Below are 18191 nucleotides of genomic sequence, written 5' to 3'. Positions count from 1 at the left end.
TATTACGACTTTAAGGCCAATTCACCGTACTTTGTTCGGTTCACCGTTTGAAGCTGGCAGCGCAATGCTGCCCTATGTCAGCGACCAAAAATTTCGGCATGATTCTGAGGGAACTCCGCAAGTTGCGAGTGCTTACGCAGGACGATTTGGCGCTCCGGACGGACAGGTCAGTTGACGCCGTCTCCCAATGGGAAAGAGGGCTGAATTGGCCAAATTTTGAAACCCTCGTGCGTCTCGGGAAAGCTCTGGATGTCCCCGTACGGATTTTCTTTCAGGAGGGCGATCTGGCTCAATCCGAGCAACGTGCCATGCTTGAAATTCAAGCCGGCGTGATCCTCTCAGGCCTTAGCGACAGCGATTTGAAAGTGGCAATTGAGCAGCTAAAAGCTTTGGCAAAAAGAGGCCAGTCGGCATCCTGAGGGAAGGTCGTGTCTCTCATCTTGGGGCGACTAACCACCGGCGAGATTTGTCTGGGTTCAGGCTCAAGCACATACGCCAATCATGAACCAAATATGATGGATATAAGCGAACCCGGACTCATCCTCGATGAACAAGCCGACGCCGTCAATCAAGAGAACTTGACGGGTTTCCCCCTACTCACACACTGGCTACGCAATCTTTGTGTAAACATAGCGAACCTCCCTTCGAGGTACTCTGCCTTCTCTCGCATCGAAGAGAACGTATGCTCGTTATAAAGGTCACTCTCTAGAGTGTAATTCCGATAACTTTATTATTTGAGCCTTGTTTTTTATGGCGGATTGTACAAACATATTAAAGATCGGTCCGTTCTGCAAAATACCGTGTGAAACTCTATATGCACAAAGGCAATAATCTTCACTGAACCGACTTTTCTTTTTGCAGTCCTCCAAATGTTTGCGAGGATTCCTCATAATTGTTTGGATCGACATGATGTGTTATGGCATGTGCGCTGTCGGCCAGCATGAGCATGATGGCCATGGATGCGAATAGCAGAATCTTGCTCATTCCAGCCTTTCGTCAGCGGTTTTCCGAGCTTCATTCACGACACTCGTCCACAATCAATACATGGGGGACAGGTTAGGTCTACCGCCTTCAAAGCGCTTCTCGCAAATGTGACTGATGGGTTCTCCTGCATCAGCGGCAGGGCTATTTTCGGACCCTAATCACGGTTGCATGCCGTCAAGTTTGGCCACACTCGGACGTGATCAGCTAACGCAAAGTTGATCTCCATCTTGGATTAACTTCAAGTAGGCGCAGCAAATTCCTTCTAACCAAGAGAGATGGAGGAAGGAATGGCTGAAGAGGTCAATCCGAATAAACCTGCTGAGGCTGCGGCCGAAGTTACCAAGACCGACGGTATGGTGCAGGGTCCCATTACTATCGATCAATTCTGGGATGAAAACCCGTTAATTATGCCATGGATGGAACAATATCTCCCACGGACTCGTATGTGGAAGGACGCCATATTCGGAGCCTATAACTGCTTTTTTTCCGTTGTCGTTATAGTGTTATTGTCTCAGATACTTTTATTGCCGGACAAAGTGGTTTTTGCTCCCGGTATGATTTTCATAATTTGGGATTCATACCTTTTGGCAAAACTTAATCAAAGAATGGCCCGTGCACAGGGGAAATTCATCAGAGCCAAGCTGAATGAGAGACCCTTTCCGGAAGGATTCGGATCGGGGTGCAGGGAATCAAAGAATGGCTGAATCCTTTTTGGAAACTACCATGCAGAGCTTGTCAAAGTTGCTCTGTTTCATGTCTGGCGTTTTAGCGGCCGGCATGGCCCACGCCGGCGAAGCGGAACAAGCCTATAAAAGGGGAGATTACGCAACGGCTTTCGAGTTGTGGAACCTCAGGGCCAAGACTGGTGACGCCGAGGCGGAGGACAATCTTGGCACCGCCTACGCCGAAGGGCACGGTGTCACTCAGGATTACGTTCAAGCTGCCGCTTGGTACCGCAGGGCAGCGGACCAGGGTGATGCCCAGGCAGAGCACAATCTCGCCTACCTTTATGACCGTGGGTTAGGGGTCAAGCAGGACTATGCCGAGGCTGCAATTTGGTTTCGCAAAGCAGCCGATCAAGGATTAGCGGTCGCTCAAACCAATCTCGGGTTGCTGTACAGAGATGGAAGAGGCGTCCCGCAGGACTTCGTACAATCTGACGCATGGTTCCGTAAGGCCGCCGACCAAGGAACGGCTGTTGCTCAATACTTTCTGGGCTTGGCTTACGCCAAAGGACTAGGTGTCGCCCAAGATTATACCGAGGCTGTCGCATGGTATCGCAAAGCGGCGGAGCAGGGGAATGCCCTTGCCGAGCATGATCTTGGTCTGATTTATGCGGAGGGGCTAGGCGTTACGATCGATTACGTCCAGGCCGTCTCCTGGTTCCAGAAAGCTGCGGACCAGGGAGATGCAGGTGCCGAGTACGACCTTGGTCTTTCGTACTACAAGGGGTTAGGGGTCCCATTAGACTATGCGGAGGCCGTTGCCTGGCTGCGCAAGTCTGCCAATCAGGGGTACGCCAAAGCTGAGAATAGCCTTGGAGTAGCATACCTCGATGGCCGTGGTGTGAAGCAGGATACCGCCCAAGCCATCATTTTGATACGCAAAGCCGCTGATCAAGGGGATTCCACTGCTAAGGCCAATCTTATCAAGTTGGAACCACCCGCAAAAAAGGCCTAAGACTCGCTAGTCCCGAACGGATTCGGATCGAAATACAAAATCAATGACTGGTTGAATCCGTCGCATGGCCGAAATATTGTCGACACAGCCTAGATTCTGGAGAGGTGTATCTCCAAGCGGTCATTCATGAATTTTATTATATTTGTTGTATGTATATTGAAAGACATCAAAATTGATAGGTGAAATATGAAAGCAAATATAAGGTAGCTAGTCATCTTTGGCACATCTTGATTTATGAACAAAAAATACGCCAAAGAAAAAATAGTTAGAATCAAAAAAGGATATGATATCCAAGTGCCACTGTTTACAAATGACCCTCGTACAGAGCAACCTTTCTCATTCTCAGAGTAGCGACCTTTGAATGTCGTTATATTTCTAAAAATGCCAGCTTCAATCCAGAACTTCTTACTATCGCTATCTATAAGAACTCTGCTAACCAATTCGCCGTGTTCTTCTTTTGCGTCAGAGAGTCGAGATAACAGGTTGGTTTGTGGATATTCGGATGTCAAATTCACCGATATCCTCGGGAACACCAAGGTTCTTATCAAATAGGCAAAGCGTGGCGTTTCCATAGCCGCAGGGCTCATTTTACGAAGTCCGAGGGTCTCGCATGAAATTTCTATTCAAAGCTACGATTCCGCACCCGAATTCTGCAATACCCCAGCGATAAGAGATTCCGCCCTTCCGGCAGGCCCACCAGTGACGGATATCACCGTTCCCGGCGATAAACCTCTCGCACTCGCCAACGGTCAGCCGTCGAATCTGGTTTTCCATCTTGGTCGCAACGAGAGACGGCCAAATGCTTGATTCCCGAGGACCCATAGCCCATTTGAATCCAGTGGACCCCGCCGTCCCTTGTTCGGAGAACTGGAGGACAGGAGGAGGCATCTAGTTTGCTCGGCTGCCTTGGCGAGGCTAGGACGAAATAAAGCCTGAGCGGGTCCGGAAGACGGCTGTTGTAGTCCACCAGTGCCGTCAGCCTAGCAAGCTTGCTTTTGACCTGCCTATTCCCCCAATGCTGACCCGCCTTCGCCTCCACGATAATCAGCGTCCGTTCGAAGGCGATTAGGAGGTCGAAATCCTCCTGCGTACCTGTCACCTGAACCGGCACGTTCGGGTGGGCTGGAAACGATTCCCCATACCGCAAAGTGGATAGCGCACCGAATAGCCAATCAGCGTGGTAGTCGATTGCCCACCATGCGTTCTCCGGGACGGCAACCCCGGCATTCGAGCCGAAAACACCTGCAAGCTTCTTGCGAAATTCTTCACTGAGCGGCTGACGACCTAAAGCTTCCCGAAGGAGCCAATATCGCTCCTTGCGGTTGAAACGCTCAAGAGCAGCTTCGAGTTCTGACATTGTGCTGTCCGATCCTCAAAAAAACGACGAATGCTTAGCCTGACCAGCGCCCTAGGTTAGCTGCCGCTGCAAGGCGTTATGTACGTGGCTCGTAAATTGCGCCTGTGGAAAAGAGGTTGCCTGGGGCAACCCTGCCCTTCTTATTGGTCGTCCATCCTTGCGCCTCCATGATTTCCCGGACCCAACGACCGATCAGCTTTTTTTCATCGTCGGTGAGAGGTTTCCCGAGCGCTTCAAGTCGCTTCCCCACCGCCTGAACAGCTGGAATTCCGTGTTCACTGAGGTAGCGCATTCCAGTGATGTTGTCCCTGTCGGTGAGGACTTCACCAACCCGCCTGCCGAACTCACTGGCCTTAAAATTGTCGAGCCCAAAAGCCATGGTTTCTTTCCCCTTGTACAAATCAAGAAGCTTGATTGCTATCTTGCATAATACTATGTTGCATATTGCCACCTTGCAATCAAGGGGTTTTGTGCGAGGCAGGGAGCTAAGCTAATTTGGCGCCGCTCCAAATGGGCGCTAAAACCAGCCCAATTGGCCAGAATGGCATTCCCGAGGGGAGCGGTATGACGGATCGGGATGACCTTAGTGGATCGGGCCTCAAGCCGAGCCAAAAAATCATTCGATTTCCCGAGCCGGTGTCTTTAAACACTGAAATGCCCCGGGTTTGGCAGCAAGAGTATCTAAAAGATCGCTACCTGCTTTCGAGATCAGTTGAATATCTCGAAGACAGGATGTGCGATATTTTTGACAACGTAATGATTCTTGATTGGGATACAGGGAAGTACAAGCCAGAAGTAAATATAACAGATGGAATATATCTCTCACTTCCGAACTTAGATTTCCTCAGAATGATGATGGAAACTTTTTTTGAGGGAGAAATAAGAGGGAGAAAGATATTAAAGGCGAAAAATAAAAGGAAGTTGATCGACGCCGAAAAAACCCTACTTGATCAAAAATGGGCAGATCGGATTTGCGGCGAAAGAACAGAGCTTTTGCTACAAATTATCAAAGGCCTAAAATAATATTTCGATTTTCTAATAAGAAATACAATGAGTCTCTTTTGCATGAAGGAACCCTTCGTTTCGCTCCTTCGATGGCCTATCGAGACGATGCTCTTCTTCCTGCTCAATTCGACAACGAGAATCAGGTACATGTTAGCAACGGAGGCTACTATGAACTCAACGCCGAGTTTTGGATTTGCTCATTCTCCTGCATTTATGAATTGAGGATGTATGCTGAGTTCGAGGCCAATAGCTGTGTCGTTATTAGAGATGTTCCCGAATTCGAAAATAGGGTTATAAGAAGCGTTCACGAATTTAACGCAGCGAGACCAGACGATAGAATAGCTCAGGCCAATTTTTCACCCGTTGTATACTACGACCCTTGCAAACTGGTCGATGTCAAAACAATCCACGAGGTTCACTTCCTTAAACCTTTCCGATACGCCTATCAACGAGAGTTTCGGGCTATATTGGCACCCAGAAAAAATCGCCCTTCAACGCCTATTTTCCTCAATCTTGGGCCGCTGACAGACATTGCGGAATTGATTTCAGCGTAAGCTCCTGAGGGCAATGCCCTGTGCGCCATATCGGAGAGAGGGAAAGGGTCACGTCAGCGGCTAACGGCTTTTAAGGGTGTGGACGACCAATCAAATTGAAAACACCTAGTTTGCTCGTCCCCAATTCGTGCTTTCGTCTCCAAGCCAAGGTCCGAGTATAGGACAGCATCGTCAGAGGGCATTCTCGTAGCAGCATTCACGACAATCACGGAAAGCAGCGGGTAACCGGCGTCGTGACACCGTATGGCTATGCCGCCGAGGATGTCGCCCCACCCTCGTGTGGCAACATTGAACTTTTCGGATAGCTCCCCGTAAGTGATTGTCCCCTTGGCCGTCGCAACTGCCGCAAGGTGCCGGGCGACATCCAACCGGAAGCTGTTCTTCATTTTCAAATAGTGAGCAGCAGAAATTTGCGCCATGAGCAGTCCCCCTTCATCCCGTTTCGACGTTCCAAATTAGTCGTGAATCTCGATGTCACCCGGTCCCCAGCTCATGTGATCTCTTCGATCTGCTATGGCTCCTCCAGCCGGTGACCCACCCTCGTCTGGCTCATCAGGAACGACCTCCACCTGCGCCCCCAGGGGAGTCCACTCTGGCGTCGTACCAAACGTCATCTCTTCCACTTCTCCGATTTCGATGCCGGCTTGGAGGTAGCGCTCGGTAGGCAGCAAGTCATTGTTGAGTAGCCGATCTTCCTCCCGGGTGACTGTCACAAGGGGACACTCACGCATCGTATTAGAAAAATACGCCTCTATCTCTCCAAAGCTAAATTCACGGCTACTTTCAAGCAATGTGTTATACATCGCCTTCAATGGAAACGTATGTTCCAAAATCGTCCGCTGTGGAAATTCAATTCTTGTCGATACCGCCAGCAATTCTGCCGCACGGCGACTCATCGTTCGATTAATTCGCTTTGCAGGCGTGCTCGGATAGTATACCCCGTCGAAATGAAAAGCCTCCGTTACGGTTCGCATAAGCCGGGCAACTCGGGATGTATACGGAATGCGGGCCAAAACGAATGCATGGATGGCTCGGAGTTCGATTTCGGTGATCGGGTCCATGTTATGCCTATCGCCGTTGCGGGAACCTGCACATTAGACGCAGCTAAACAGACGAGGCAAGGACTTATGTTGGATAGATCGGCTCCTCGTGGCCATTTGTCAGCATTTCGCTCCCGATGCGGAATATATCAGCCCCATCACCGGCAAATCCCTTCGCAATGAACTCTACTGCTGACACCGTCCGCTCTAGCACGTCAACCGATACCTTCTTTATCTCTTCGAACTGATGCTTGTCATAGGTCCTGCTCGCTATGATAAAATGGAGGTTCTGTACAAAACTTGGATGGCTTGCCTCGCATAGATACTCGTAAACGCCTCTAGCGCCGCTATGGGCCTCATTCAGCTTATCAATCATTGTGAGAACGTTTACGGAGGGTAGGACTGTCGTTCCGCCCCAATAAAGAGCGATCGGCGTGCGTGAACCCGTCAGCAAGCGGCTACAACGCTCCGCAGCCTTTTCGATATCGCCGTCTTTCGTTAGGTCAAGCAATGTTCGTTTTGCGTAATGGAGTGCAGCCCAGTACTCCAAAGCGAACCTGATTAGCCCTGACACTCCAACCATCCTGCCTTGCGACCACAGGAGTCCTGTGTTGTCCAGCAACTGGTCCACAACGACGACGGCATTTCGCCCAAACAACATTGCCTGCAAGGCGATTGCTTGCTTCGGAGTGGATTCCTCACCTAATCGCTCCATAGGCGGGCCAAGTTTGCGATCCAAAAGTGGTTGTAACTCGTCACAAGCTGCTCCAATGCGGGGAACGTAGGGTGCGGTCTCGATTTGCCAGACAGTTTGCTTACCCTTCAGTTTATCAAACATCCCGACCACTTCAGTAGTCTTAGGTTGCGAGCAAGTACCTGAGAGGTTCCCACAGGGCCTGCTCTTATGGGACGGACTGTATCTCACGGTTGGCGTCCCACAAGAGTTCCATTGACATTTTAGGAATCTGGTCCCACAATGTCTTAGAGGCTAGTGGGAAAGGATATTGCATGTTTGTGGGCTACGCCAGGACCAGCACCGTTGAGCAGCAGGCAGGTTACGAGGCGCAACTTCGGGACTTGAAGTTGCAGGGATGCGAGAAGGTTTTCAGTGAACAGGTATCTTCGATTAATTCGAAGCGCCCAGAGCTTGAGAGGGTGATCGAATTTGTTCGTGAGGACGATGTGCTGGTCGTTACCCGGCTTGATCGACTCGCCCGCTCTGTCGGTGACCTCCACCAGATTGTTGGCCGCCTGGAGGCCAAGAAGGTTGGGCTGAAGATTCTGGACATGTCGGTTGATACGACATCGCCCACGGGCCGGCTGCTAATGAATCTTGTGGGCTCCATCGCTCAATTCGAACGTGAGATTATGTTGGCCCGGCAGCGTGAAGGCATCGCCAAGGCAAAGACCGAGCACAAGTTCAAGGGACGTGCACCCACTGCCCGCCGTAAAACAGCCGATGTCGTGTCGATGCACCAAGCGGGCAAGAAGCCGACCGAGATTGCCGTGGCGCTCGGCGTGGGTCGTTCGTCCGTATATCGGATTTTGGCCGAAGCTGCTTGAATGGGCTTGTGTATCAATCTCCCTGACTACTGACAGAAAGGCTGCCTCGAACACCTCATAGTTCCATGGTTTGTGATTGCACGTCTTCACGCCAACGCCCTTGCAACGGAATTGCAGCGCCTTGTTTGGCGTCTTGGCGTTACGGTTGTTCCTGATGTTCATAGGTTCACCGCAATAATGGCACTTGGCGATGCCCTTAAATAGATTGGTGTAGCTCTTCCCCGTCCTACCCCTGACCACCTTATGCCGCTTTTCCCTTGCGGCCCCTGCTCGGTGAAAGTCTTCCTTGGACACGATCACCGGGAAAATTCCATAGATCGGTTCACCTTTGTTCGGGTGATAGTCGCCATACACGGCACGATAACGTAGGACGTAGGCAACGCTGGTGACGGTCCAGAAGTTGGAACGGTTCCTGATCGTCTTGCGTTTGTCGAGACCTAAAGGAGGCACTGCGGCAGCATTCAGAGCTTGCGCAATTGCAGTTATGCCAATCCCGGAAATGCACATCTCAAAAATGCGGCGAACGATTTCTGCCTTGGCGTCATCGATCCTCAAGACGCCCTTGGCATCGTAATAGAGCCATGCAGGAAGGTTACCCTTGATGGCCTTACCGCTTTCACGTGCTGCCTTGGTCCTGCCGACCCATGACTCCTTGATGCGTTCGGAACGCTTCAAAACTTCCTCATGTGCGGTGGCCATGATCATGATGGACTTGAACAGCAACATCATCATGTCTTTTTGTCCTGCCCGGTATTCCTGACCGTCCATCAGGGTCACGATGATGATCCCGGCATTGATGAGTTGCAGGAAGATCGTAAGCGCTTGTTCCGGGGTTAGGCGGCTGATGCGGTCGAGGGACTCCACCAGCAAATATGTGCCTCTTGGAATCTTGCCTTCCTGCACGGCGGTAAGCAAAGCACCGAACGCACCATCCTTAATGTTCTTGCCTTTGAAGGCCGAAACGCCAGGGTCAATCAGCTCTTGGGCAAGCCTGACGTGAGGGTGAGCCGCAAGCCATGCATCGATTTTGTCGGTTTGCCTGCGTAACGTGTCGCCAGACCCTTGGATGGCCGATGACCAACGAAGGTAGGAAATGGCAAGTGCTGACACACTTTCCGAATATTTGCCTTCTGTATAAAAAGTCAGTGTTTTCATGGGCTTCCAGCATCTTGCCCAGCGATATGGGCTGCCCTTCTAGGGATACAAGCCCACCTGTCGGTTAAATTTTTAGTGGATCACACCTGATGAAAACCGCTCACGAATCGTTTGCTGGCTCTTCTTATTTCCGCCACAGGCGCTAGCTTTGTGTGACATTTCGATGACAGTGGCGTGACGCGAGTGGAAGACGCGTGACATGGGCCGGGGAAGCAAAGTGGCTAGGATCAGGAAAGGCGCGGCCAAACCCGCGCCGCAATTTTTGGAAGACGATCCGTCCACCGGCTATCTGCCGGGGCGCAGATGGCCGATTGTCCGCTACGGCCTGGCGACGCTGCTTGCCTCCGCCCTTCTGGTCTTCGCCATCGAATGGATCGTGCGCGGCGACTTCTTCGGCACCGTCGACTTCTTCCTGCAGCCCTTCAAGCCCGGCTGGACCACCATCATCGTTTTTTCGCTGGTGCTGATCGGGCTCGACGCCATACTCGGCCGCAGCCATCAAAGCCTGATGATCGTCGCGCCGGTGACATTGGCATTGGCCTTTGTCGGTCACCAGAAATCGCACTATCTTGGCGATCCGCTCTACCCGACCGATTTCCTCTATGCCCGCCAGATCATGGCGCTGATGCCGCTTCTGGTGCGCGAGCGCCCCTGGACGGCAGTGCTGCTTGCGGCGGCGATCGTCGCCAGCCTCGCGCTGCTCGTCTATGGCTGGCGGCTCTGGCGCCGGCGTGTGCCGATCCTCAGCCGCAAGGGACGGCTGGCGCGCTTGACGCTTGCCGTGCCGCTGCTCGCCTTCTTCGTCTCGATCATGGACTACGCCACCTTCTCGTGGACGCGCGACAGGCTGCAGATCATCCCGATCATGTGGGACCAGAAGGAGAACTATGCCTCCAACGGCTTCGCGCTCGCCTTCGCGCTCAACGTGCCGATGGCGCATGTCTCGGCCCCGCCCGGCTATTCCGAGAAGACGATGGATGCGATCGCGCGTCCCGGGGTTGCCGCCTCGGTGCCCGACCAGAAGCCCGATATCATCGTGGTGATGAGCGAATCCTTCTGGGATCCGACGGAGCTTCCCGGCGTCAGCATCAAGCCCGATCCGATCCCGACGGTGCGCGCGCTGCGCTCGGGCTCGATGTTCTCGCCGGAATTCGGCGGCATGACCGCCAATATCGAGTTCGAGGCGCTGACCGGCTTCTCCAACGCCTTCCTGCCGGCGGGCTCGATTCCCTATCAGCAATATGTGCGCACGCCGACGCCGTCGCTGGCGACTTTCCTGAAGAGCGAAGGCTATAGGGCGCGCGCCATCCACCCGGGCACCAACTGGTTCTGGAACCGGGGCGCCGTCTACGCCGATTTCGGCTTCAGCGACTTCCGCTCGGAAGAGACGCTGCCGCCGATGGAAAAGCGCGGGCCGCTGGCCTCCGACGCGGCGATGACCGACGAGATCATGCGCGAGGCCGATGCCAGCGAAGAGCCGGTATTCCTGTTCGCGGTCAGCCTGCAGAACCACGGGCCCTACGAGCCCTACCGCTATTACAATCCGACCCATAGCGTCGACGCGCCGATCAGCACCTGGGCGCGCGAATCGCTGCTCTCCTACGCCGAAGGCTCGGCCGACGCCGATCGCGGCCTGCAGCGCCTGATCGACTGGGCGAAGAAGCGCGAGCGACCGACCATCATCGCCTTCTTCGGCGACCACTTGCCGCCGCTCGGCCCGGTGTATGTCGAGACCGGCTTCCTCAAGGACAATGTCGCGCCGCGCAAGGAGCCGACGCCCGAGGCGGCGCTCGAGCATCACGACACGCCGCTGATCATCTGGTCGAACCGCTCCGGTCCGGTCGAGAATCTGGGCTCGGTGAGCCCCGCCTTCCTGCCCTATCATATCCTGACTACGGCCGGGATCACCCACCCCTATTACACCGGCTTCCTCGGCGCGCTGCGCGAGCACTACCGGGTGGTTGACCGCAACCTTTTGCTGTCGCCCTCCGGCGAGGCGACGCCCGACTGGGCGCGGCAGAAGAAGATCGATCCGAAGATCAACGATTTCCGGCTGATCCAGTACGACATGATGTTCGGCAAGCGCCGGGTCGCGCCCGACTTCTTCCCCGAGACGGTAGTCCCGCTCGTCGCGCATATGAGCTGAGTGGATCGCCTTCCGACGAAATGGCCGACCTGCGGCCGGCGGGTCAGCCAATTCCCACAAGCGCCGCCAGGCCTGCGACACTGCGGAGCCGCCGGCCCTCTCTCCCGCCCTTGCCTTCCTCACGAATTGCTGTATAGACGCCGGCAATCTGCCGGTCCTTGCTGGGGGCTGAACGGAGGGCCGTGGCCTTAGAGGGCCACGTCATGAAGCCAGAAGCGCTTTGGGCCTCCCGTGTCTCCGCTCTCGACCGTCTCGTGATGCTCCTTTCTTCCCCGCGCGCCTTTGCGACCGGGTCAGACAAGTTGCAGAGGCTTAGCCGCGAGGGCCGGTGAGAGAAACGAAGAAAGGCAGAAAAACATAATGGCTCTTTACGAACATGTGTTTCTTGCCCGGCAGGACCTGTCGCAGCAGCAGGTTGATGCGCTTGTCGAACAGTACAAGGGCGTCATCGCCGCCAATGGCGGATCGGTCGGCCGGATCGAGAACTGGGGACTGAAGTCCCTCACCTACCGGGTCAAGAAGAACCGGAAGGCTTACTACACGCTTATGGACATCAACTGCCCGCCGGCCGCGCTCAACGAAATGGAGCGCCAGATGGGCCTGTCGGAAGACGTGCTGCGCTTCCTCACCATCAAGGTCGAGGCGCACGAGGAAGGCCCCTCGGCGATGATGCAGAAGCGCGAAGAGCGCTCCGAGCGCGGCGGCTTCGGCGACCGCGACCGTGGCGACCGTGGCCCGCGTTCGTTCGGCGATCGCGACCGCGGCGACCGTGGCCCGCGTTCGTTCGGCGACCGTGATGGCGGCGACCGTGGTCCGCGCCGTCCGCGCGAAAACGTTGAAGGGGGTGCAGAATAATGGTCGACATCAACCAGATCCCGACCCGGCGCCCGTTCCATCGCCGCCGCAAGACCTGCCCGTTCTCCGGCGCCAACGCTCCGAAGATCGACTACAAGGACGTGCGTCTGCTGCAGCGCTACATTTCCGAGCGCGGCAAGATCGTGCCGTCGCGCATCACCGCCGTCAGCCAGAAGAAGCAGCGTGAGCTCGCCAAGGCGATCAAGCGCGCCCGCTTCCTCGGCCTGCTGCCCTACGTGGTTCGCTAAGCTATTGATGCGGGCGGCTTGCCGCCCGCTTCGGCCCACGGCGACGGGCGCCGCGATGGGCAGGCTCAAATCCCGAGTTGAGGCCATAAACCTCTAACTGCCGAAACAGGCAGGACAGCGACACCGGCGAAGACGCCATTTGCTTCCTGACCTGTTCCCAAAGGAATCCGCCGTCATCCGCGATGGCGCCAAACCAAAGGAACGAAACCATGGAAGTCATTCTCCTCGAGCGCATTTCCCGCCTCGGCCAGATGGGCGAAACCGTCAAGGTCAAGGATGGGTTCGCCCGCAACTTCCTGCTGCCGCAGGGCAAGGCGCTGCGCGCCAACGAAGCCAACAAGAAGAAGTTCGAGGGCCAGCGCGCCCAGCTCGAAGCCCGCAACCTCGAGCGCAAGTCGGAGGCTTCGCAGATCGCCGAGAAGCTCGACGGCAAGAGCTTCATCGTCGTGCGCTCGGCCGGCGAAACCGGCCAGCTCTACGGCTCGGTGTCGACCCGCGACATCGCCGAACTGCTGACCGCCGAGGGCTTCTCCGTCAGCCGCAACCAGATCGAGCTCAACCAGCCGATCAAGACCATCGGCCTCTCCAACGTGGCGATCGCGCTGCATCCTGAAGTCGAGGTCACGGTGACGCTCAACGTCGCCCGTTCGGCCGATGAGGCGGAGCGCCAGGCCAAGGGCGAGACGCTGACGACGGCCGAAGCCATCTATGGCGAAGACATCAACGACAACGCCCGGCCGGAAAACTTCTTCGATCCGAACGCCGAATTCGAAGGCGGCGAGGACAACGCCTGATCGACAAGGCAGGAGCCGTGCTGCGGCTCCTCGTCTAGCGCCGGCTGGACCAACGCCCGGGTCTTCGACCCGGGCTTTTTTGTGCCAATAGGAACTTTTCTAATCCCTATATCTTGTTGCAGATTACGGCGTAGCGCGTCGATTGGACGCGGGCGATGCGCTGTGGCACTTTCGATTTGGCATTCGGTCCGACTGCCGGATGGTCCGTCTGAGGGGACATTTGGTCATGAACATCCTGTTGAAACACGTTCTCGAACGGCTGGTGCGGACCGGCGACCTCAAAGTGACCGGGCCGAAAGGCACGACGCATAAGTTCGGCGACGGCAGCGGCGAACCGGTACACATCCACATCAAGACCATGCATGCCGAGCGCGCGATCACCTTCGATCCGATGCTGGCCGTGCCCGAAGCCTATATGGATGGCGAACTGGACATCCCCGAGGGCGGCGTCCTCGGGGTGATGCGGATCGCTTTCCAGAACATGGGCAGCGGCGGCATCGACGTGACCTGGTCGAAGGCCATCGAAGGTCTGCGCCATGCCTTCCGCCGCCTGCAGCAGATCAACACGGCGTCGAGATCTCGCCGCAACGTGCAGCGCCACTACGACCTCTCCGGCGAACTCTACAAGCTCTTCCTCGACGAGGACATGCAGTATTCCTGCGCCTATTTCGAACAGCCCGACATGACGCTGGACGAAGCGCAGGTCGCCAAGAAGCGCCACATCGCCGCCAAGCTGAGACTCAAAGCCGGCCAGACGGTGCTCGATATCGGCTCCGGCTGGGGCGGCCTCGGGCTTTATCTCGCCAAGGCCTTCGACGTCGACGTGCAGGGCGTGACGCTATCCACCGAGCAGCAGGGCGTCTCCACCGACCGCGCGCATGCGCTGGGCCTGCAGGACCGCGCGCATTTCGACCTCAAGGATTATCGCGCGCTCAACGAACGCTTCGACCGCATCGTCTCGGTCGGCATGTTCGAGCATGTCGGCGTCAACCACTACCGGACTTTCTTCGACAAGGCGGCGACATTGCTCAAGCCCGACGGCGTGATGCTGCTCCACACCATCGGCCGGTCCGGTGTGCCGTGGGCGACCAGCGCCTTCATCCGCAAATACATCTTCCCGGGCGGCTACGTCCCGTCGATGTCGGAAGTGCTGCCGGCGATTGAGAAATCAGGCCTTATCGTCACCGACATCGAGATTCTCAGGCTTCACTACGCCGACACGCTGAAGCATTGGGGCCAGCGCTTTGCCGCCAACCGCGACAAGGCGAAGGCTATCTATGACGAGCGCTTCTGCCGCATGTGGGAGTTCTACCTTGCGGCCTCGGAAGCCGCCTTCCGCTGGCAGGACCTGGTGATCTTCCAGTTCCAGATCGCCAAGAAGAACGACACGCTGCCGATGACGCGCGACTATATGGCCAAATGCGAGAAGGCGCTGGAATTGCGCGACCTCGGCCATCAGGAGCCGGCGACGCCCGCCGTCAAGCCGACCCGCCGCAAGAAGGTGGAATAGAACGGGGCGATTGCCGCTTGCCATTGCGGCCTGGCGCCACGAAAAAGGTCTCGTTCGCGAGGCCTTTTTCATGAACTACCTGATCTACATCGCGGCCGCACTTGCCGAGATCGCCGGCTGCTTTTCCTTCTGGGCCTGGTGGCGGCTGGCGAAGTCGCCGCTCTGGCTGGTGCCGGGCCTGACGTCGCTGGCATTGTTCGGCTTCCTTTTGGCGCTGGTCGACACGAGCGCCGCAGGTCGCGCTTATGCCGCCTATGGCGGCATCTACATTGCCGCTTCCCTCGGCTGGCTTTGGCTGGCAGAAGGCGTGCGCCCCGACCCTTTCGACCTCGCCGGCGCCGCGCTCTCGATCGTCGGCGCCTCGGTGATCCTGCTCGCGCCAAGAGGAGCCTGAATTGGAACTGCCCACCGCGCTCCGGCAAGGCGTCGACAGCCTGCTCGAAAAGGTACCGCTGCCGGCGCTGAAACAGGCCGCGAGAACGCTTTCGGAACGCTATCGCGCCGAGTTGCGTGACGGCCGCCTGCATATGGGCGAAGACATGGCGGTGAAGGCTTACCTGGCGACCAGGCTGCCCGCCACCTATGCCGCCGTTCGCGCTTGCCTGGACGCGCTGGCGGACGTCCGTCCGGATTTCCAGCCGAAAAGCCTGCTCGATATCGGCGCCGGTCCTGGCACCATGCTTTGGGCCACGGCCGATACCTGGCCGGAGCTCGAACGGGCGGTTCTGGTCGAGGCAAGCGCGGCGGTGCGCAAGGTCGGCCAGTCGCTGGCCGCCGGCGCGATCGCTGCCCGCGCGAGCTGGGTAGCCGGCGACGCCACCATCGATCTCGACGGTCTCGACCGTGCGGACTTGGTCAGCGTCGCCTATGTGCTCGACGAGATCGCGCCGGCCTCGCTGCCAAAACTCGTCGACCGGCTCTGGCGATTGACGGCCGACACGCTCCTGATCGTCGAGCCCGGCACGCCGGCCGGCTGGCAGCGTATCCTTGCCGCGCGCCGGCAGCTCATCGAAGCCGGCGCGCATGTCTCGGCGCCCTGCCCGCACGAGGCGCCCTGCCCGCTCGCTCCGCCAGACTGGTGCCATTTCTCGCGCCGCGTCGCGCGTTCGCGGCTGCATCGGCTCGCCAAGGATGCCGACGTGCCGTGGGAGGACGAGAAGTTCATCTACCTCGCCGCCTCACGTCTGCCGGCGCCGGCGCGCGCGTCACGGGTGATCGCGCCGCCAAAAGGCGGTCCGGGCAAAGTCGTGCTCAAGCTCTGCCAGCCCAACGGCCATGCCGGCGAGCGCCTCTCCAGCAAGCGCGACGGCGATGTCTTCAAGGCGGCGAGGCGGGCGGACTGGGGCGACACGCTTGGCTGAGCCGCTTGTGATTCAGGGGCGAGGCGACACGGCGCCGACAAGCTTGCCACGACTGACATAGCCGGCATCGCATTTTCCTGTTTTGTTCTCGTTCGAGTCCCGCTAGGGTTGCGCACTTCGATTCGAGTCAATGACGATTCTTTCCACGGAAAAATTTCGGTTGTGAATCGCGAGCATCGAAGCCGGTTGGAACCTCACTGTTGCAGATAAGTCAGCACCGATTTTTCCAGTTCTGATATCGAGGAAGCGGGATCGAAATCGGGGACATCATGGCTGAAGCAGCGCGCAAGCTCGGCGTGGCGGAGCAACCGCTCTACCGCGAGGCACCGAACAACATCGAGGCCGAGCAGGCGCTGCTTGGCGCAATTCTGGTCAACAACGACGCCTTCTACCGCGTCTCGGATTTCCTCAAGCCCGCACATTTCTACGAGCCGCTGCACCGCAAGATTTTCGAGGTCGCGGCCGAGCTCATCCGCATGGGCAAGATCGCGACGCCGATCACGCTGAAGACCTTCCTGCCGGCGGAAGAGAAGGTCGGCGACATGACCGTGGCGCAGTATGTCGTGCGGCTCGCCGTCGAGGCGGTCACAGTCGTCAACGCCGCCGATTACGGACGAGCCATCTACGACCTCGCCACGCGCCGGGCGCTGATCACCGTCGGCGAGGACATGGTCAACATCGCCTATGACGCGCCGGTCGACATGTCGCCCTCCGAGCAGATCGAGGACGCCGAGCGGCGCCTGTTCGAGCTCGCGGAGACCGGCCGCTACGACGGCGGCTTCGAGAGCTTCAACGACGCGGTCAAAACCGCCGTCGACATGGCCAACGCCGCCTATATGCGCGACGGTCATCTGTCAGGCATCGCCACGGGTCTGCGCGATCTCGACCGCCGCATGGGCGGCCTGCAGCCTTCCGACCTGATCGTGCTTGCCGGGCGCCCCGGCATGGGCAAGACCTCTCTGGCCACCAACATCGCCTTCAATATCGCCGAGGCCTATCAACCGGCGCAGCAGGCCGACGGCACCTTCAAGGCGGCCAATGGCGGCGTGGTCGGCTTCTTCTCGCTCGAAATGTCGTCGGAACAGCTCGCCACCCGCATCATCTCCGAGCAAACCGAAATCTCGTCATCGAAGATCCGCCGCGGCGAAATCACCGAGATGGATTTCGAGAAGCTGGTCGCCTGCTCGCAGACGATGCAGAAGATCCCGCTGTTCATCGACCAGACCGGCGGCATCTCGATCGCGCAGCTCTCCGCGCGGGCGCGGCGGCTGAAGCGCCAGCGCGGCCTCGACCTCATCGTCATCGACTATATCCAGCTGATGCAGGGCTCGAGCGCGCGCGCCTCGCAAAACCGCGTGCAGGAAATCACCGAAATCACCACGGGCCTGAAGGCGTTAGCCAAGGAGCTCGGCGTGCCGATCATCGCGCTGTCGCAGCTGTCGCGTCAGGTCGAAAGCCGCGACGACAAGCGCCCGCAGCTCTCGGACCTGCGCGAATCCGGCTCGATCGAACAGGACGCCGACGTGGTGCTGTTCGTCTACCGCGAGGAATACTACCTCAAGAACCGCGAGCCGAAGCTCGGCACCGACGAATACATCAAGTGGGAAAACGAGATGAACGAGGCGCGCGGCAAGGCCGAGTGCATCGTGGCCAAGCAGCGCCACGGACCGACCGGCACCGTCAGCCTCGCCTTCCATGGCGAATTCACGCGGTTCTCGGACCTGGCCGAGGAGCATCATCTGCCGGAGAGGTTTGAGTAGCTTTTGGCCCACGTCAGCGCTCCGTCACACCCCCCTCTGTCCTGCCCGACATCTCCCCCGCAAGGGGGGAGATTGGCTGTCGCCACGACCTTCGCCAATCGCCGCCGTTGCAAGAAGAGCGCCGGCGGCCAAGCTGCTGATCTCCCCCCTTGCGGGGGAGATGGCCGGCAGGACAGAGG

Annotated in this window: 18 protein-coding genes and 1 pseudogene; 13 read left to right on the top strand and 6 right to left on the bottom strand. The window is 57.3% G+C overall.

The window, feature by feature from the left end; all coding sequences use genetic code 11:
* Positions 1-74: 74 nt before the first annotated feature.
* Positions 75-419: a helix-turn-helix transcriptional regulator gene (locus A9K71_RS12895; RefSeq protein ID WP_066995675.1), complete on the top strand. Its 345-nt coding sequence runs from the start codon at positions 75-77 to the stop codon at positions 417-419.
* Positions 420-834: 415 nt separating this feature from the next.
* Here A9K71_RS12895 and A9K71_RS31445 read toward each other — a convergent pair whose 3' ends face one another.
* Positions 835-984 carry a hypothetical protein gene (locus A9K71_RS31445; RefSeq protein ID WP_156752654.1) on the bottom strand — a complete coding sequence of 50 codons (150 nt, stop codon included), beginning with the start codon at positions 982-984 and terminating at the stop codon, positions 835-837.
* A gap of 287 nt (positions 985-1271) precedes the next feature.
* Between A9K71_RS31445 and A9K71_RS31440 the strand changes: the two genes are divergently transcribed.
* Together A9K71_RS31440 and A9K71_RS12885 are read left to right on the top strand one after the other, a co-directional pair.
* Positions 1272-1688 (top strand): hypothetical protein, encoded by a 417-nt coding sequence (locus tag A9K71_RS31440; RefSeq protein WP_156752653.1) that lies wholly within the window; start codon positions 1272-1274, stop codon positions 1686-1688.
* Positions 1681-2664: a tetratricopeptide repeat protein gene (locus A9K71_RS12885; protein ID WP_066995669.1), complete on the top strand. Its 984-nt coding sequence runs from the start codon at positions 1681-1683 to the stop codon at positions 2662-2664. The genes A9K71_RS31440 and A9K71_RS12885 overlap by 8 nt, the downstream gene beginning before the upstream one ends.
* Before the next feature lie 709 nt (positions 2665-3373).
* Here A9K71_RS12885 and A9K71_RS12880 read toward each other — a convergent pair.
* Positions 3374-4021, bottom strand: coding sequence for a hypothetical protein (locus A9K71_RS12880; protein ID WP_066995666.1), 648 nt, complete (start codon positions 4019-4021; stop codon positions 3374-3376).
* A 76-nt stretch (positions 4022-4097) separates the two neighbouring features.
* Entirely contained in the window at positions 4098-4400 is a 303-nt protein-coding gene (locus A9K71_RS12875) for a hypothetical protein (protein WP_156752652.1), read from the bottom strand.
* 131 nt (positions 4401-4531) lie between these two features.
* Here A9K71_RS12875 and A9K71_RS12870 point away from each other — a divergent pair, with 131 nt between their 5' ends.
* Positions 4532-5044 (top strand): hypothetical protein, encoded by a 513-nt coding sequence (locus A9K71_RS12870; protein WP_066995660.1) that lies wholly within the window; start codon positions 4532-4534, stop codon positions 5042-5044.
* 991 nt (positions 5045-6035) lie between these two features.
* Here A9K71_RS12870 and A9K71_RS31435 read toward each other — a convergent pair.
* Together A9K71_RS31435 and A9K71_RS12855 are read right to left on the bottom strand one after the other, a co-directional pair.
* A complete protein-coding gene (locus A9K71_RS31435; RefSeq protein ID WP_156752651.1) occupies positions 6036-6641 on the bottom strand; it encodes a hypothetical protein in 606 nt (201 codons plus the stop codon).
* 64 nt (positions 6642-6705) lie between these two features.
* Positions 6706-7458 (bottom strand): hypothetical protein, encoded by a 753-nt coding sequence (locus A9K71_RS12855; RefSeq protein WP_156752650.1) that lies wholly within the window; start codon positions 7456-7458, stop codon positions 6706-6708.
* Between the two features lie 170 nt (positions 7459-7628).
* Here A9K71_RS12855 and A9K71_RS32540 point away from each other — a divergent pair, with 170 nt between their 5' ends.
* Entirely contained in the window at positions 7629-8183 is a 555-nt protein-coding gene (locus A9K71_RS32540; protein ID WP_082980494.1) for a recombinase family protein, read from the top strand.
* 33 nt (positions 8184-8216) lie between these two features.
* Here the strand turns inward: A9K71_RS32540 and A9K71_RS12845 are convergent.
* Positions 8217-9338: pseudogene (locus A9K71_RS12845) on the bottom strand (recombinase family protein); the annotation flags it as partial.
* A 199-nt stretch (positions 9339-9537) separates the two neighbouring features.
* On the opposite strand from A9K71_RS12845, the gene A9K71_RS12840 reads away from it, so the two are divergent.
* The 8 genes from A9K71_RS12840 to A9K71_RS12805 all read left to right on the top strand — a co-directional run bounded on the left by A9K71_RS12840 (position 9538) and on the right by A9K71_RS12805 (position 18012).
* Entirely contained in the window at positions 9538-11484 is a 1947-nt protein-coding gene (locus tag A9K71_RS12840; protein WP_082980493.1) for an LTA synthase family protein, read from the top strand.
* A gap of 360 nt (positions 11485-11844) precedes the next feature.
* Entirely contained in the window at positions 11845-12339 is a 495-nt protein-coding gene (gene rpsF / locus A9K71_RS12835) for a 30S ribosomal protein S6 (protein ID WP_066995640.1), read from the top strand.
* Entirely contained in the window at positions 12339-12587 is a 249-nt protein-coding gene (gene rpsR / locus A9K71_RS12830; protein WP_006203718.1) for a 30S ribosomal protein S18, read from the top strand. Before rpsF ends, rpsR begins: the two co-directional genes overlap by 1 nt.
* A 209-nt stretch (positions 12588-12796) precedes the next feature.
* Entirely contained in the window at positions 12797-13381 is a 585-nt protein-coding gene (rplI, locus tag A9K71_RS12825; protein WP_066995892.1) for a 50S ribosomal protein L9, read from the top strand.
* A gap of 226 nt (positions 13382-13607) precedes the next feature.
* Complete coding sequence (locus tag A9K71_RS12820; RefSeq protein ID WP_066995637.1) at positions 13608-14891, top strand: cyclopropane-fatty-acyl-phospholipid synthase family protein; 1284 nt, start codon at positions 13608-13610, stop codon at positions 14889-14891.
* Between the two features lie 70 nt (positions 14892-14961).
* Positions 14962-15285 (top strand): YnfA family protein, encoded by a 324-nt coding sequence (locus A9K71_RS12815; protein WP_066995889.1) that lies wholly within the window; start codon positions 14962-14964, stop codon positions 15283-15285.
* 1 nt (position 15286) lies between these two features.
* Positions 15287-16252 carry a small ribosomal subunit Rsm22 family protein gene (locus tag A9K71_RS12810; RefSeq protein ID WP_066995634.1) on the top strand — a complete coding sequence of 322 codons (966 nt, stop codon included), beginning with the start codon at positions 15287-15289 and terminating at the stop codon, positions 16250-16252.
* Positions 16253-16521: 269 nt separating this feature from the next.
* Complete coding sequence (locus A9K71_RS12805) at positions 16522-18012, top strand: replicative DNA helicase (RefSeq protein WP_066995631.1); 1491 nt, start codon at positions 16522-16524, stop codon at positions 18010-18012.
* Positions 18013-18191 lie beyond the last annotated feature (179 nt).

Origin of the sequence: Mesorhizobium sp. WSM3873 (genome assembly GCF_001672445.1) — a bacterium.
Lineage (GTDB): Bacteria > Pseudomonadota > Alphaproteobacteria > Rhizobiales > Rhizobiaceae > Mesorhizobium.
The sequence above is the reverse complement of the archived record's forward strand: the minus strand, read 5'-3'. Positions and strand labels throughout refer to the sequence as shown.

Excerpts from the sequence above, each read along its gene's own strand:
- A9K71_RS12895 (WP_066995675.1), top strand. The coding sequence starts at position 75 with ATGTCAGCGACCAAAAATTTCGGCATGATTCTGAGGGAACTCCGCAAG.
- A9K71_RS12855 (WP_156752650.1), bottom strand. The coding sequence starts at position 7,458 with ATGTTTGATAAACTGAAGGGTAAGCAAACTGTCTGGCAAATCGAGACC.
- A9K71_RS31440 (WP_156752653.1), top strand. The coding sequence starts at position 1,272 with ATGGCTGAAGAGGTCAATCCGAATAAACCTGCTGAGGCTGCGGCCGAA.
- A9K71_RS31435 (WP_156752651.1), bottom strand. The coding sequence starts at position 6,641 with ATGGACCCGATCACCGAAATCGAACTCCGAGCCATCCATGCATTCGTT.
- A9K71_RS12815 (WP_066995889.1), top strand. The coding sequence starts at position 14,962 with ATGAACTACCTGATCTACATCGCGGCCGCACTTGCCGAGATCGCCGGC.
- A9K71_RS12880 (WP_066995666.1), bottom strand. The coding sequence starts at position 4,021 with ATGTCAGAACTCGAAGCTGCTCTTGAGCGTTTCAACCGCAAGGAGCGA.
- rpsR (WP_006203718.1), top strand. The coding sequence starts at position 12,339 with ATGGTCGACATCAACCAGATCCCGACCCGGCGCCCGTTCCATCGCCGC.
- A9K71_RS31445 (WP_156752654.1), bottom strand. The coding sequence starts at position 984 with ATGAGCAAGATTCTGCTATTCGCATCCATGGCCATCATGCTCATGCTG.
- A9K71_RS12885 (WP_066995669.1), top strand. The coding sequence starts at position 1,681 with ATGGCTGAATCCTTTTTGGAAACTACCATGCAGAGCTTGTCAAAGTTG.
- A9K71_RS32540 (WP_082980494.1), top strand. The coding sequence starts at position 7,629 with ATGTTTGTGGGCTACGCCAGGACCAGCACCGTTGAGCAGCAGGCAGGT.
- A9K71_RS12870 (WP_066995660.1), top strand. The coding sequence starts at position 4,532 with ATGGGCGCTAAAACCAGCCCAATTGGCCAGAATGGCATTCCCGAGGGG.
- rpsF (WP_066995640.1), top strand. The coding sequence starts at position 11,845 with ATGGCTCTTTACGAACATGTGTTTCTTGCCCGGCAGGACCTGTCGCAG.
- rplI (WP_066995892.1), top strand. The coding sequence starts at position 12,797 with ATGGAAGTCATTCTCCTCGAGCGCATTTCCCGCCTCGGCCAGATGGGC.
- A9K71_RS12820 (WP_066995637.1), top strand. The coding sequence starts at position 13,608 with ATGAACATCCTGTTGAAACACGTTCTCGAACGGCTGGTGCGGACCGGC.
- A9K71_RS12875 (WP_156752652.1), bottom strand. The coding sequence starts at position 4,400 with ATGGCTTTTGGGCTCGACAATTTTAAGGCCAGTGAGTTCGGCAGGCGG.
- A9K71_RS12805 (WP_066995631.1), top strand. The coding sequence starts at position 16,522 with ATGGCTGAAGCAGCGCGCAAGCTCGGCGTGGCGGAGCAACCGCTCTAC.
- A9K71_RS12840 (WP_082980493.1), top strand. The coding sequence starts at position 9,538 with ATGGGCCGGGGAAGCAAAGTGGCTAGGATCAGGAAAGGCGCGGCCAAA.